Annotated in this window: 9 protein-coding genes and 1 pseudogene; 2 read left to right on the top strand and 8 right to left on the bottom strand. The window is 73.9% G+C overall.

Annotated features, from left to right (window positions below; genetic code table 11):
• The 8 genes and pseudogenes from ABVB68_RS34825 to ABVB68_RS34790 form a co-directional block, all read right to left on the bottom strand.
• Positions 1-239 (bottom strand): annotated as a pseudogene (locus ABVB68_RS34825) (M4 family metallopeptidase); the annotation flags it as partial.
• 249 nt (positions 240-488) lie between these two features.
• Positions 489-2,540 (bottom strand): M4 family metallopeptidase, encoded by a 2,052-nt coding sequence (locus ABVB68_RS34820; RefSeq protein ID WP_353605212.1) that lies wholly within the window; start codon positions 2,538-2,540, stop codon positions 489-491.
• A gap of 626 nt (positions 2,541-3,166) precedes the next feature.
• Entirely contained in the window at positions 3,167-4,930 is a 1,764-nt protein-coding gene (locus tag ABVB68_RS34815; RefSeq protein WP_353605211.1) for an ABC transporter ATP-binding protein, read from the bottom strand.
• A complete protein-coding gene (locus tag ABVB68_RS34810; protein ID WP_353605210.1) occupies positions 4,927-6,678 on the bottom strand; it encodes an ABC transporter transmembrane domain-containing protein in 1,752 nt (583 codons plus the stop codon). The genes ABVB68_RS34815 and ABVB68_RS34810 overlap by 4 nt, the downstream gene beginning before the upstream one ends.
• A 418-nt stretch (positions 6,679-7,096) precedes the next feature.
• Positions 7,097-7,732, bottom strand: coding sequence for a response regulator (locus ABVB68_RS34805; protein WP_353605209.1), 636 nt, complete (start codon positions 7,730-7,732; stop codon positions 7,097-7,099).
• 374 nt (positions 7,733-8,106) lie between these two features.
• Complete coding sequence (locus ABVB68_RS34800; RefSeq protein WP_353605208.1) at positions 8,107-9,390, bottom strand: sensor histidine kinase; 1,284 nt, start codon at positions 9,388-9,390, stop codon at positions 8,107-8,109.
• A 40-nt stretch (positions 9,391-9,430) separates the two neighbouring features.
• Complete coding sequence (locus ABVB68_RS34795; protein WP_353605207.1) at positions 9,431-10,165, bottom strand: ABC transporter permease; 735 nt, start codon at positions 10,163-10,165, stop codon at positions 9,431-9,433.
• Positions 10,162-11,106: an ABC transporter ATP-binding protein gene (locus tag ABVB68_RS34790; RefSeq protein WP_353605206.1), complete on the bottom strand. Its 945-nt coding sequence runs from the start codon at positions 11,104-11,106 to the stop codon at positions 10,162-10,164. The genes ABVB68_RS34795 and ABVB68_RS34790 overlap by 4 nt, the downstream gene beginning before the upstream one ends.
• 351 nt (positions 11,107-11,457) lie before the next feature.
• Between ABVB68_RS34790 and ABVB68_RS34785 the strand changes: the two genes are divergently transcribed.
• A complete protein-coding gene (locus ABVB68_RS34785; RefSeq protein WP_353605205.1) occupies positions 11,458-13,539 on the top strand; it encodes an ABC transporter ATP-binding protein in 2,082 nt (693 codons plus the stop codon).
• On the top strand, positions 13,536-15,395 hold the full coding sequence (locus ABVB68_RS34780; protein ID WP_353605204.1) for an ABC transporter ATP-binding protein: 1,860 nt from the start codon (positions 13,536-13,538) through the stop codon (positions 15,393-15,395). The genes ABVB68_RS34785 and ABVB68_RS34780 overlap by 4 nt, the downstream gene beginning before the upstream one ends.
• The last annotated feature ends 7 nt before the right edge of the window (positions 15,396-15,402 follow it).

Here is a 15,402-nt window from a genome sequence, read left to right as displayed (position 1 = left end):
TTCGCGCCGAGGCCTATGTGCCGCGCGGTCTCGACGGCGCCGGCCCTGGCCTGCTGGATCAGGGTGGTACGGGCAGCGGCGGACAGCGACGCCGGCGCGGCCGCGAGCGGCTTCGCGGACCCGGCCGGGACCTGCGCGGAGGCGCTGGTGGTCAGACCGGTCGAGAGCAGGGCTCCGGCGGCGACAGCGGTGGCGACGGCCAGAGTGGTGCGCTTGTGACGCGCGTAGAGGGGGCTCACGCAAGCTCCTTCTTGTGGGGAGTCCGGTCAGCGTGGGGTTACTGGCCGGTGTATGGGGGTTGAGAAGTTGCTGTGCTGCTGCGGCGGGTGGAGAGAGAGTGACACCCGGGGCGCGTACATGTCATGACCCTGAAGTGATGTTGGCCGAAAGCCGACTGTCCGGTAAACGTTGCGGCCATGTGAACGCGGGTCGCCCGAGGGTGCCGGAGCCTCGGGCGACCTTGTGTTCCCGGGGTGTTGGCGTGTGGTTTACGGGAACGTCAGCTTCCAGCCGTTGATCTTTCCGGTGTCGTACGTGGCCTGATCCTGCACCTTCAACTGCCACGTCCCGTTCGCCGGTTCGGCGGAGGCGTTGACCGTGTAGGTCTCGTTGACGTCGTCCGCCGAGTCGGAGGAGCTGAAGTTCTTCAGGCGGTACGCGGTGCCGGAGGGACCGACGAGGTCGATCACCAGGTCACCCCGCCAGGTGTGCGTGATGTCCACGGTCACCGCGAGGTTGCTCGGCGCGTTGCCGGTCCGGCCGGAGACGGAGATGTTCGAGGTGACGGCCGGCCCGTGGTCCGGAATGGACACCGGAGTGGTGCTCTCGTACGACGTGCCGCCGCCTGGGCCGCCACCGGAGCGCGCGCCGACCGCGACGCCCGCCCAGGCGTCCTGCACCGCCTTGTACTCGGCGCTGGAGGTGCCGTACAGCTCACCGGCCGCCGCCAGGGTGCCGGTGCGGGCGCCCGCGTAGTTGGTCGTGGAGGTCCACTTCGTGGTCAGCGCCCGGTACCAGATCTGCAGCGCCTTGTCCCGGCCGATGCCGGTGACCGGAAGACCGTCGGCGGTGGGCGAGTTGTAGCTGACGCCGTTGATGACCTTGGTTCCGCTGCCCTCGCTGAGCAGGTAGAAGAAGTGGTTCGCGGGGCCCGACGAGTAGTGCACGTCGACGCCGCCGATGCCCGAGTACCAGCTGTCCTTGGACGAGCCGTCCTTGCTGGGCTTGTCCATGTAGCGCAGCGGGCTGCCGTCGCCGTTGATGTCGATCTTCTCGCCGATGAGGTAATCGCCGACGTCGGAGGCGTTGTTGGCGTAGAACTCCACGCCGGTGCCGAAGATGTCGGAGGTGGCCTCGTTCAGGCCGCCGGACTCGCCGCTGTAGTTGAGGCCGGCGGTGTTGGAGGTGACACCGTGGCTCATCTCGTGGCCCGCGACGTCGATCGCGGTCAGCGGCTTGGCGTTGCCGGAGCCGTCGCCGTAGGTCATGCAGAAGCAGCTGTCGTCCCAGAACGCGTTCACGTACGCGTTGCCGTAGTGGACGCGGGAGTAGGCGCCGACGCCGTTGTTCTTGATGCCGCTGCGGCCGAAGGTGTTCTTGTAGAAGTCCCAGGTGACCGCGGCGCCGTAGTGGGCGTCCGCACCCGCGGTGGCGGCGTTGGAGTTGGTCCCGTTGCCCCAGGTGTCGTTCGTCTGCGAGTACAGGGTGCCGGTGCCCGAGGAGCCGTGGTTCAGGTTGTACGTCTTGTGGCCGCCGCGCGCCCCGTCGGTGAGCGTGTAGTTCGAACCCGACTGGGTCGTGGTCAGCGTGACCTGCCCGCTGTACTGGGTGTTGCCGACGCCGTTCCTGATGCCCTGGTACTCGAAGAGCTTCTTGCCGGTGGCGGCGTCGGTGACGACGTGCAGCTGGTTCGGGGTGCCGTCGTCCTGCAGGCCGCCGACGACCGTCTCGTAGGCGAGGACGGGCTTGCCGGTGGCCGCCCAGATCACCTTGCGCACCGAGTCCGCCGCCGACTTGGTGCCGCCGAGGGCCTTGGCGCGCCGCACGGCCTGCTTCTCGGCCGCGGCCCTGGAGGCGGCCGGGGTGAGCGAGGGGACGGCGAGCGTGGCGCCGGTCGCCCGGACGACGTCCATGGTCTTGTTCGATCTGGACTCCACCACCAGGTCGCCGCCGAGTACCGGCAGGCCGGCGTAGGTGCGCTCGTAGCGGGTGTGGAGCGTGCCGTCGGCGTCCTTGACGACGTCCCGGACGACCAGCTTCTCCTTGCTGCCGAGCCCGATCGACCGGGCCGTGGCCGCCTTGGCGGCATCGGCGTCGCGCATCAGCTCGGCGCGCTGCGAGGGGCTGAGCCTGACGGCCGCGTGGGCCGGGTTGACCTTGCCGGGCTGCGGGTTCGCCGGCGCGGCGCTGGCGGCGCCCGACTGGACGGCGGCGGCGATCAGGGCGGCGACGCCGGCGAGGGCGACGGCGGCGGTGCGGCGGTGCGCCGTGGGGCGCGAAGTGGTGTGGGAGGTGCGTCCGCGAGAGGAAATGCTTCTCAACACTGACTCCTTCTGCGTGACCGCGGGTCGCGCGGCCAGGGGAGACCGGGCGATGGGTCGAGAGCGCCCGGGCAGAACAGGGCGGTGCGCAGAACCAGGTGCGGGTGCGAAGCCGGCTCACGTCGGAGCGTGCCGAGCTGTGGGGTCGCTGTGAGTCGGTCAGGGAAGAGTGACAGGGGATCACCGCACCTGTCAGGACCGCGTCACAAACTTGGCCGGAAACGTCCCGTTGACCGGATGTTCGGGTTCGATATACGAACCTGCGGGGAGCGAACGGCCCACGGGAATGCGGCGGGCCGGCCGTACCCGGGCGCCCGGAAGCCCCCTGGGGGGCCGACCGTGTCCGGGGCTCGGGGTCTCCCCGGCAGGCCGGCTGTGTCCGAGGCTGGGAGCTCCCTGGCGGGCCGGCCGTGTCCGGGGCTCGGAGCCTCCCTGGCGGGCCGCCCGTGTCCGATGCTCGGGGTCTCCCTGGCGGGCCGGCCGTGTCCGGGGCTGGGAGCTCCCTGGCGGGCCGGCCGTGTCCGATGCTCGGAGTCTCTCCGGCGGGCCGGCCGTCGTGGCGCTCCCGGTTTCCCGGCGCCCCCACCCCGGGGGCTCTGCGCTCCCCGGTGTCCCCGCCCGCGCGCTCAGTGTTCCCCGGTGTCCCCGTGCCACGTCCGCCACAGGGCCGCGTACGCCCCGCCCGCCCTCACCAGGTCCTCGTGGCGGCCCAGTTCCGTGAGGCGGCCGTCCTCCATGACCGCGACCCGGTCCGCGTCATGGGCGGTGTGCAGACGGTGGGCGATGGCGATGACGGTGCGGCCCCGCAGGACCGCCGCCAGGGCCCGTTCGGTGGTGCGGGCCGTGGTGGGATCCAGCAGGGCCGTCGCCTCGTCGAGGATCAGGGTGTGCGGGTCGGCCAGGACGACCCTGGCCAGGGCCAGTTGCTGGGCCTGCGAGCCGTCCGTCCGCTCGCCGCCCGGGCCGAGACGGGTGCCGAGACCGTCCGGCAGGGACCGCACCCAGTCGGCGGCGCCCACCGCCGTGAGCGCCGCCCACAGGCCGGCGTCCGTGGCGCCCGGCTCGGCGATCAGCAGGTTGTCGCGGACCGTGCCCAGGAAGACGTGGTGTTCCTGGGTGACCAGGACCACCTGGCGGCGCAGCAGTTCCGGCTCCAGATCGGCGACCGGCACCCCGCCCACCGTCACCGTGCCGGCCCCGGGCCGGTCGATGCCCGCGAGCAGCCTGCTCAGGGTCGTCTTGCCGGCCCCCGAGGGACCCACCACCGCGAGCCGTTCCCCGGGCCGGACCGTCAGGTCCACTCCGCGCAGCACCTCACCGCCGCGCTCGTAGGCGTACCGGACCCCGCGCACCTCGATCCGGTCGTCCGCGGGCACCGGCGACCCGCCTCCGGCGTCGTCCGGCGGCGCCCCGGCGATCCCCTCCACCCGCGCGAACGACGCCCCGCTGCTCTGCAGTTGCTCCACCCGCATCAGGATCTGGTCCAGCGGTTCGGCGAACTGCCGCAGATACAGCGCCGCCGCCACCACCGCACCGACCCCGACCGAGCCGCGCGCGTGCAGCCACCCGCCGAACAGCAGCACCCCCGCCACCGGGACGGTGTACGTCACCTCGACCGCCGGGAAGAACACCGTGCGCAGGAACAGGGTGTGCAGACGGGTCCGCCGGGAGGTCTCCAACGCCTCCCGGCTCGCCGCGATCCGCCGCCGTCGCAGCCGGAAGGACTCCACCGTCCTGGCGCCGTCCGCCGTCGCCGCCACGATCTCCGCCACCTGCGAGGTGGCCGCCCCCTCGGCGAGGTAGCCGTCCCGGGCCCGCCGCAGATACCAGCGCAGCGCCAGCCAGACGGGGGTCAGCCCGAGCAGCCCGAAGGCACCGAGCAGCGGGTCGAGGGCGCACACCGCGCCGAGCACGAACAGCGCCTGCACGGAGTTGACCAGCAGATCCGGGCCGACGTCCCGCAGCGTGGTGCCCACCGTCGCCACGTCGGCGGTGCCCCGCGCGGTCAGGTCGCCGGTGCCGGCCCGCTCCACCACGGACGCGGGCAGCGCCAGCACCCGGTCGACGTACTCCTCCCGCACCCGGGCCAGCGTCCGCTCCCCGAACCGGTGCCCCACGTACCGCGCCCAGCGCGCCAGCAGCAGCTGCGCCAGCGAGGCGAGCAGGATCCACAGCGCGGGCCCGTCCACCGCCCCGGCCCCGCGTCCCGCCCGCACGTCGTCGATGATCCGCCCGACCAGCCACGGCCCGGCGAGTCCCGCGGCGGCGGCCAGGGCGTTGAGCACCAGCGCGGCCGCGAACGCCCGGGCGTCGGCCCGCACCAGCCGCACGGTGGCCCGCCGCACCCCGGCCCGGTCGGCGACCGGCAGCAGTGTGCCGTCCGTCGTCATCGCACGGCCTCCTCGGCGTCGGTCTCGTCGGCGTCGGCCTCCTCGGCGTCGGCCTCTTCGGTGGCTCGGGCCATCAGCGCCCGGTAACCGGGTTCGCGTGCCAGCAGAACCTGGTGCGGGCCGCGCGCCGCCACCTTGCCGTCGACCAGGAACGGCACCGTGTCCGCCCGGTCCAGCACCAGCGGCGAGGTGGTCGTCAGGACCGTCGTACGGCCTTCCCGCGCGCCGCGCAGCCGCTCGGCGACCGTCGCCTCCGTGTGCGCGTCCAGCGCCGAGGTCGGCTCCACGGCGAGCAGCACCTCGGGGTCGGCCAGCAGCGCCCGCACCAGCCGGATCCGCTGCCGCTGCCCGCCGGACAGGCTGCGGCCCTGCCCGGCGACGGCCGAGTCGAGACCGTCCGGCAGACCGCGTACGACGTCCTCGGCGGCGGCCGCGTACACCGCCCGCCGCAGAGCGGCCTCGTCGGTCGGGCCCTCGGCGGCCACCATCTCCCGCAGCGGCCCGGCGAACAGGTCCGCCTCGTTGTCCGCGACCAGCACACGCGCGCGTACGGCGTCCAGCGGGACCGCGTCGAGCCGCACCCCGCCCCAGGTCGCGTCGGTCGGGCCGTACCGGCCCAGCCGGTCGACCACCGCGGCGGCGTCGGCGGGCCGGGTCGCGGCCAGCGCGGTCAGCCGCCCCGGCACCACCCGCACCCCCGACGCGGGATCGTGCAGCTCGGCCGGCCCGTCCGGCGCGCACCGGGTGCCCTCGTCCGGCTCTGGCTCCAGCCGCAGCAGCCGTACGACCCGGCGCGCGGCCACCACGCCCCGGTTGAGGTCGTAGGCCATCAGCACGAAGAACGCCACCGGTCCGATCAGCACCGCCACATAGCCGTACACCGCCACCAGCTCGCCGACGCTGATCTCCCCGCCGGCCGCCAGCCGCGCCGCCAGCCAGGTCACCACCGCCAGGAACAGGGTGGGCAGCCCCACGCCCAGCGCCTGCACCCAGCTGGCCGCCGCGCCCACCCGGTAGCCCTGCGCCCGCAGCCGCCGCGAGTCCTCGCGGAAGGCGTCGGCGAACAGCCCCTTGCCGCCCAGCCCGTTGAGGACGCGCAGCCCGCCCGCCAGGTCGCCGATGCGTGCGGCGAGGACACCCTGCCGGTCCCGGTACTCGGTCTCCGCACCCTGGAGACGCAGCGTCAGCGGCCCGGTCACCAGCGCGATCGTGGGCAGCCCCAGCAGCACCACCGCGGCCAGCGGTGCCGAGACCGACAGCAGCACCCCGGCCACCACCAGATAGACCACGACCGAGCCCACCCCGGGCCCGACCACGGTCAGCGCCTGGGCGAGGGTCTGGACGTCGCCGACCCCGATCGTCACCACCTCGCCGGCCCCCGCCCGGCGCGGCAGCGCGGCCCCGAGCCGCACCACGTGCCCCACGACCACCTTGACCGTGCGGAAGTGGGCGTCCATCCGCACCCGGGTCATCGTGCGGTGCCGCATGATGCTCAGCCAGGCGTTCACCGACCCGGTCACGAACATCGCGGCGGTCCACCAGGCCAGCACCCCGAGCCGCCCCGGCACCAGCCCGTCGTCGACCGCCCGCGCCATCAGGTACGGCTGTGCGGCCAGCAGCACCATCCACACGCTGCCCAGCACCGCCCCGGCCAGTGAGCGCAGCGGCTGACGGAGCACCAGCCACCACAGGTAGTGCCAGCCGCCACGGGTGTCGGGCACGCCCGGGTCCTCGTAGGCGTCGATCATCGGTCCCCCGATCCGTTCGTCCCCGCCGGGAAACGTCGAACGTATCCAAGGCGGAGACGGCCGTTCCAGCGATTAAAGCGGGGCCGGGTCCGGGAGCGCGCGAGGCGGTGCGGGAGAGGAGAGACCGCGGCGGCCGGAAACCATCGGGGCCGGAAGCCGCCGGGGCGAAGAGCGCCTCGGCCGGAAACGGCGGGGGCCGGAAGCCGCCGGGTCCGGAGAGCGCCTCGGCCGGAAGCCGCCGGGGCGAAGAGCGCCTCGGCCGGAAACGGCCGGGGCCGGAAACGGCCGGGGCCGGAAACCGCCGGGGCCGGAAACCGCATGGGCCGGAAGCCGCGGGCGGGCGGGGCCGCGGAGTGCCGGGGGCGGACGGGATCGGACAGTGCCGGGGCCGGGGCCGGGGTCCGCCGGGGCCGGCCGGTCAGCCGAGGATGCCCCGGTCGTACGCCACCGCCACCGCCGCCGCCCGGTCCTTGGCACCGAGCTTGGCGTAGAGGTGGGTGAGATGGGTCTTCACCGTGGCCTCGCTGATGAACAGTTCGCGGGCGATCTCGCGGTTGGAGGTGCCCTTGGCGACCAGGGCCAGCACCTCGCGCTCGCGTGCGGACAGCGGCTCGTTGCCGGGGGCGCGGACCGCGTGGACCAGACGGGAGGCGACGGCGGGGGAGAGCACCGTACGGCCCTCCGCGGCCGCCCGCACACCGGTGAACAGCTCGTCGCGCGGGGCGTCCTTGAGCAGGTAGCCCGTCGCGCCCGCCTCGATCGCGGGAAGCGTGTCGGAGTCGGTGTCGTAGGTGGTCAGGACGAGGACCTTGGCACGGGCCCCGCGCCGCGTCAGCTCACGGATGGCGTCCACGCCGGAGCCGCCGGGCATGCGCAGGTCCATCAGGACGACGTCCGGGTCCAGGCGGGCGGCCCGCTCGACCGCCTCCACCCCGTTCGCGGCCTCCCCGAGCACCCGGAAGCCGGGGGCCGACTCGAACATGCCGCGCAGACCGTCCCGGACCACCGGATGGTCGTCGACGATCAGCAGGGAGATCTCGGGGTCAGTGGTCATCGCGCACCACGGTGGTCTCGGCGTTCATCGCGAACCCACGGTACGCGACCCGCCGCGCCCGCCGCCGCGGACCGGCGGTGGGCGATGGGTCGTGCCGTTCGGCGCGTGCCGGCGGCGAGCGGGGCGGCGGACCGGCGGTGGGCGATGGGCCGTGCCGTCCACCACGTGCCGACGGCGAGCGGCGCGGCGGACCGGCGGTGGGCGATGGGTCGTGCCGTTCGGCGCGTGCCGACGGCGAGCGGGGCGGCGGACCGGCGCTGGGCCGTGCCGTTCAGCGCGTGCCGACGGCGCGCGGGCCGCCGTGCCGTTCGGCGCGTGCCGGCGGTGGGGGACCCGCCGGTTCATCGCGTGCCGGCGGTGGGGGATCCGCCGGTTCATCGCGTGTCGGCGGTGAGCGACCCGGCACCGCCGTGCCGGTCGTCGCGCACCAGCGGGACGCGCACGGAGACCGCCGTGCCCTGTCCCGGCTCGGACTCGACGGTGAGGGCGCCCGCGATCCGTTCGGCGCGGGCCCGCATGCCGTCCAGGCCGAAGCCCTTGGTCCGGGTGCGCGTCGGTACGGCCGCCGGGTCGAAGCCGGTGCCGTCGTCGCGGACGTCGAGGGTGACCTCGTCGCCCATGAACGACAGGGTCACCCCGACCCGGTTCGCACGGGCGTGCCGGCCCGCGTTGGACAGCGCCTCCTGGGCGATGCGCAGCAGGGTCGCCGAGACCTCGTCGTGCAGCTGCTCGGTGGTGCCGGTGACCGTGAAACCGGCGCGCACACCGAGGCGTTCGCCCCATTCGCCGACCGTCTTCCGCAGTGCCTCGGGCAGCGTGTCGGCGGCGAGCGCGACCGGCGCCAGATTGTGCACCGAGCGGCGGGCCTCGCCGAGGCTATCCCGGGCGAGGGCCGAGGCGCGCTCGAGGTGCGTGCGGGCGGTGTCCAGGTCCGCTGCGCCGGTCACGACCTGCAGCTGGGCGATGATCCCGGTCAGGCCCTGCGCGATGGTGTCGTGGATCTCCGCGGCGAGCCGGCGCCGCTCGTCGGCCACGCCCGCCTCCCTCGCCTGGACGAGGAGCTGGGTGTGCAGGGCGGCGTTCTCGTCCAGGGCCCGCTGCAACGCCGTGTTGGTGCGCTCCAGTTCGGCGATGGTCGCGGCCTGGACGCGGGCCCGTGCCTGCTCCTGCTCGGCGAACCGGGAGAACAGGGCGACCAGCCCGAGGTTGGCGGCGAACACCACGACCAGACCCAGCCAGGCCATCGTGCCGTGCGGCGGCATGCCGCCGATCTCGCTGCCGGCCATGGTCAGGGCGGTGAGGCAGAAACCGGGCAGCACCAGCCGGCGCGGCAGTTGCCGGCCGGCGCTGTAGTAGCCGACGACGGCGTAGAAGGCGAAGAACGGGTTGAGCCAGGTGAGGACGAACCCGAGGGCCCAGCGCACGAAGTAGCACCAGGCACTCGCCCGGCCGGGCACCGGCCGGTTCCGGGTCAGCCGCCCCCAGGCCGGTTGAAGCAGCACGGCGGCGGCCACCAGGGCACCGGACGCGTACATCTCGCCCGCCGTCATACCGACCGCGCGGGCCGAGCCGGCCGCCGTCACGACACCCACGGCGAGCAGGGCGTAGGGCCCCCAGTGGTCGAAGGAGGCCCCGCGCGGCTCCACGGCGTTCGTCATGCCCCCAGTCTCCGGCACGGCTCCGCTTCCTCCCACGCGGTCACTCCCAGCGGAACCGGCGGGCCGCCCCCGCCGTCAGCAGCACCGTCCACAGCGCGAGCACGCCCAGGTGGCCCCAGCCGGGCCAGTGCCCGGCGGCGGCCTGGTCCAGGGCCCGGGCCGCCGCGCCGAACGGGGTCAGCTGGACCACCCGCGCCAGCGCGTGCGGCATGGACTGGACCGGCAGCCACACGCCCGCGCAGAACATCATCGGGAAGAACACCGCCGAGCCGACCGCGCTCGCGATCTTCGTCGTCCGCGAGAGCGCCGAGACGACGCTGCCGAGGGCGAGCGCGGCCGACGCCGCGAGGAGGAGGGCCAGCAGGTAGCCGGCCGGCTGCTCGGGCAGCCGTACCCGGAAGGCGAGCCGGCCGACCACGACGGCGAGCAGCGCGGAGGCCAGCGCGACCACGCCCTGCACGGCCATCTGCGCCGACAGCAGCGCCGCGGGCCGCACCGGGGTGACGGACATCCGGCGCAGGATGCCCCGCTCCCGGTAGCCGGTGAGCACCTGCGGCAGCCCCTGCACCCCCGACATGATGAGCGCGATCAGCACGGCCACCGGCACGTACGCGTCGATCGGCCGCAGTCCGTGCATCGACGTGTCGGCCGTACGGAAGGACGGGATCGAGCCGAGGATCGCCAGCAGCAGCGTCGGGAACAGGAAGATCCAGAAGACGGCCGCCGGCTCGCGGCGGAACAGGCGGAACTCGGTGCGCAGCACTGCGGTGTTCATGCCGCTTCCTCCTTGGTGAGGCCGTCGGTGATCGCGTCCGACGGGCCGTCGGTCAGGTCGAGGAACGCGTCGTCCAGGGTGGCGTCGGTGACCCGCAGCTGGTGGGCGGTGATCCGCAGGCGGGCGAGCAGCGAGACGACGGCGTCGACCGTCTCGTCGGTGCCGGTGAGGGTGATCCGGCCGTCCCTGCGCTCGACGGACGCGAGCGCGGGCAGCGCGCGAAGCTCCCGCTCGTCCAACGGCGCGGACGGGGTGAAGGAGACGACGGTGGCGCCGGCCGAGCGCTGGATGAGACCGGCTGGTGTGTCCAGCGCGGCGATCCGGCCCTTGTCGATGACCGCGATGCGGTCGCAGAGCCGTTGCGCCTCCTCCATGAAGTGCGTGACGAGCAGCACGGTGACGCCGCCGGCGCGGACGTCCTCGATGAGCCGCCAGGTGTCGCGCCGGGCGCGTGGGTCGAGGCCGGTGGTCAGCTCGTCCAGCACCACCACCCGTGGACCGCCGACGAGCGCCAGCGCGATGAACAGGCGCTGCTGCTGCCCGCCGGAAAGCCGGCCGAACCGGGTGCCGAGCTGTGCGGTCAGGCCCAGCCGTTCGGCGAGGGCCCGCCAGTCGGCCGGGTGGGGATAGAAGGAGGCGTACAGCTCCAGCGCCTCGCGCACGGTGAGCTTGGCCTGCAGCTCGCTCTGCTGGAGCTGGGCGCCGAGGACCTGCGCGAGCGCCGCCCGGTCGGCGGCGGGGTCGAGTCCGGCGACCCGGACCAGGCCGGCGTCGGGGACCCGCAGGCCCTCCACGCACTCGACGGTGGTGGTCTTGCCGGCGCCGTTCGGGCCGAGGATCCCGAAGATCTCGCCCTCTTCGACGGCGAAGGACACGCCGTCCACGGCGGCCCGGCCGCCGTAGGTCTTGCGCAGACCGGTGACTTCGATGACGGATGGCATGCACCGAGGATCCCGGGCGGGCGGGGCCCGGCACATCGGCAGGACCGCTCGAAGCGGCATCGTCCGATCGGTTGATGCGGCCCTACGACCGGCGCGCGACCGCGGCACGCGATGCCCGTGCCACCGGCGCGGACGACCGCGGCACGCGATGCCCGTACGGCCCCGGCGCGCGACCGTCACACGCGATGCCCGTACGGCCCCCCGTGCGACCGCCCGCGCGCGACGCCTTTGCGGCCGCCGCGCACGACGCCTTTGCGACCGCCCGCGCGCGACGGGGCGCAGGGAAGCGGCGGGGCGGTACCGGCCGAAACTCGGTGGGCGTTGTCGGTGCCGGTCCGTACCCTCGCGTTGATGCCCACGACACGTGCAACCACCGAGGACCGGTCCACCGTCCGCACCCTGCTGCGGCTGTGGCCGTTCGTCCGTCCCGTCCGCGCCCGGCTGTTCACCGCCGCGTTCGTCGCCGTCGTGGCGTCCTGCACCGGGCTGGTCTTCCCGCTCGTCCTGAAGTGGATGGTCGACGGCCCGGTCGCCGACCGGGATCCGGCGGGCGTCTGGCTCGGCGCGCTGTACCTGCTGCTGCTCGGCATCGCCGAGGCCGTCCTGTTCGGCATAAGACGCTGGCTCGTGGCCCGCCCGCTGTCGCACGTAGAGGCGCGGATGCGGACGGCGCTGTACAACCGTCTCCAGCGGCTGCCCGTGGCCTTCCACGACCGCTGGTCGTCCGGCCAACTGCTCTCCAGGGGCACGACCGACCTGATGCTGGTGCGGATGTTCCTCGCCTTCCCGCTGACGTTCCTGCTGGTCAACGGGGTGACCATCGTCGTCGGTGTGGCGATCATGCTGCTGCAGGACTGGGGTCTCGGCCTGCTCCTCCTCGGGCCGGTGATCCCGCTGGTGTGGACGTGCGTGGTCTTCGAGCGGCGCTACGCGGACGCGGCCCGGCGCGCGCAGGACCAGGTCGGCGATCTGACCACGCTCGTCGAGGAGAGCGTGCTCGGCATCCGCATCATCAAGGGCTTCGGCCGCCACCGCAGCCAGGCGCGGGCGTTCCGCGCGCTGTCGGTCACCCTGCGCGGCACGGAACTGCGCAAGGCGCGGCTGCTGGCCACCATCTGGGGTGTCATCGTCACGCTGCCCGAGGTGGCGATCGGGGCGGCGCTCGTGCTCGGCACGGTCCAGGTGGCCGACGGAGAGCTGTCGGCGGGCACGCTGGTCGCCTTCCTGAGCACGGCACTCGCGCTGCGGTGGCCGGTGGACTCGATCGGTTTCCTGCTGGCGATGAGTCAGGAGGCGGCGACGGCCACGGAAAGGTACTTCGAGGTGATGGACGAGGAGCCGGAGGACCCGGCCCTGGGCAGCCCCGCCGACTGCACCGGAACGGCCACCGGCACCGGAACGGCCACCGGCACCGGAATGGCCGCCTCCACCGGCACCAGCACCAGCAGTGGCACCGCCATGGCCACTGGCACCGGCAATGAGGCCGGCACCGGGTCTGCCACCGGCACCGGAACGGCCACCAGCACCAGCAGAGGCACCGCCATCGCCACCGGCACCGGCACCGGCACCGGCAATGAGACCGGCACCGGGTCTGCCACCGGCACCGGAACGGCCACCAGTACCGGATCCGCCACCGGCACCGGAACGGCCACCAGTACCCGCACCGCCACCAGTACCGTTAACAGTATCGCCGGCCTCCGGTTCGAGAACGTCCGGTTCCGGTACCCGGACGCCGCACCCGGCTCCCCGCCGCTCCTCACCGGCGTCGACCTGCACATCCGCCCCGGTGAGTCCATGGCCCTGGTCGGTGCCACCGGCAGCGGCAAGACGACGCTCACCGCACTCGTCCCGCGGCTGCACGAGGTCACCTCCGGCCGTATCACCCTCAACGGCGCCGACATCACGCAGATGCCCCGCGAGGAACTCCGGGCGAGGGTCGCCATGGCCTTCGAGGAACCCACGCTCTTCTCCACGACCGTCGGCGAGAACGTCCTCATGGGAGCCGTGGGCGGTGTCGGGAAGGCGGACCTCGACCGGGCGCTCGCCATCGCGCAGGCCGAGTTCGCGCACGCGCTCCCGCAGGGCACCGGCACCCGCGTCGGCGAGCAGGGACTCAGCCTCTCCGGCGGCCAGCGCCAGCGCCTCGCGCTGGCCCGCGCGGTGGTCGGCCGGCCGGAGTTCCTGGTGCTGGACGACCCGCTGTCCGCCCTGGACGTGCACACGGAGGCCGCCGTCGAGGCGGCGCTGCGCCGGGTCCTCGCCGACACCACCGCCCTGATCGTGGCCCACCGCCCGTCCACCGTGCTGCTCGCGGACCGGGTCGCCCTGCTGTCCGGCGGCCGGATCGCCGCCGTCGGCACGCACCAGGAACTGCTGCGCGACAACGCCGAGTACGCCCGTCTGATGTCCGGTGACCAGGAGGACCCCCGTTGACCACCACGACCGCCGCCACCCCGGCCGTCGCCGAGGACGACGAGCACAGCGGCCCGCAGGACGCCGGCGACCCCTTCGACCGGGACGTCCTGCCCACCCCGCCCGGCGCCACCTCGGCCCTGTTGCGCTCGCTGCTCGCGCCCAGGAAGGCCCGCGCCGCCTTCACCACGCTCCTGCTCCTGCTGCAGCAGGCGGCCGCGCAGGTGGGCCCGCTGCTGGTGGCGTACGCCATCGACAGCGCCGTACCGGCGTTCCGTGACCACCGGCACGGCCCGCTCATCGCGGTCGCCGTCGGCTATCTGCTGTGCGGCCTCGCCTCCGGCGCGCTGCAGTTCGCGTTCATCGAGCAGTCCGCGCGGGTCAGCCAGGACGTGCTGCTCGACCTGCGCGGCCGGATCTTCCGGCACGCCCAGGCGCTGAGCATCGACTTCCACGAGCGGTACACCTCGGGCCGGCTGATCTCCCGCTCCACCACGGACGTCGAGTCGCTGCGGGAACTCCTCGACGAGGGTCTCCAGGAGCTGGTGACCGTGGTGCTGTCCTTCGTCTACATCTCGGCGCTGCTGCTCTGGCTGGACCTGGGTCTGGGCGCCGTCGCGGCGGCCTCCTTCGTGCCGCTCTACCTGCTGGTGCGCTCCTACCGGCGGCGCGCGGGGCGGGTGTTCCGCGTGCGGTCCACGGCCATCGCCTCGGTGATCGTGAGGTTCGTGGAGACGATGAACGGCATCCGCCCGGTGCGCGCCTTCCGCCGGGAGGCCGCGAACGAGGCCGAGTTCGCCGTCCTCAACGAGCGGCACGAGCGGACCAACGGGGACGCGCTGCTGGAGATGGCCCGCTATGTGGTGGGATCCCGGCTGGTCGCCAACACGGCGGTCGCGGGGATCGTGCTGTGGGGCGCCTACCGGGTGGCGTCGGGCACGCTGGAGCTGGGGGTGCTGGCGGCGGCGGTGCTGTATCTGCGCCGGCTGTACGACCCCATCGACCGGCTCGGCATGTTCCTGAACTCCTACCAGTCGGCGGCCGCCTCCCTGGAGAAGATCGCCGGGCTGCTGGCGCAGACGCCGACCGTGCCCGAGCCGGCGGCGCCCCGTGAACTGCCGCCGCACGCGGGCGACTTCCCGGGCCGCGAGGTGGTCTTCGACGGCGTCAGCTTCGCCTACCGCACGGGCGGCGAGGTGCTGCCCCGCTTCGACCTGACCCTGCCGGCCGGGCAGACCGTCGCCGTCGTCGGCACCACCGGCGCCGGCAAGTCGACCCTGGCCAAGCTCCTGGCCCGGTTCTACGACCCCTCCGAGGGGCGCGTGCTGCTGGACGGGGTCGACCTGCGCGAGCTGCCCGTGACCGAACTGCGGCGCGGGGTCGTGATGGTGACCCAGGAGGCGTTCCTGTTCTCCGGCACGGTCGCGGACAACATCGCCGTCGGCCGCCCCGACGCCACCCGGGAGGAGATCGAGCGGGCCGCGAAGGCGATCGGCGCCCACGAGTTCATCACCGCCCTGCCCGACGGCTACGACACCGACGTCCGCAAGCGCGGCGGCCGCATCTCCGCCGGGCAGCGCCAACTGGTGGCGTTCGCCCGCGCGTTGCTCGCCGACCCGGCGGTGCTGATCCTGGACGAGGCGACCAGCTCGCTGGACATCCCCGGCGAGCGGGCCGTGCAGCGGGCGATGTCGACGGTGCTGCGGGGCCGTACGGCGGTGGTGATCGCCCACCGGCTGTCCACCGTGGAGATCGCGGACCGGGTGCTCGTGATGGAACACGGCCGGATCGTCGAGGACGGGCACCCGGACGAACTCATCGCCGGCGAGGGCGGATTCGCCGACCTGCACAGGGCGTGGCGGGAGAGCCTGGCCTAGGTGTGCC

It is taken from the genome of Streptomyces sp. NPDC096012, assembly GCF_040426375.1.
Taxonomy (GTDB): domain Bacteria; phylum Actinomycetota; class Actinomycetes; order Streptomycetales; family Streptomycetaceae; genus Streptomyces.
The sequence above is the reverse complement of the archived record's forward strand: the minus strand, read 5'-3'. Positions and strand labels throughout refer to the sequence as shown.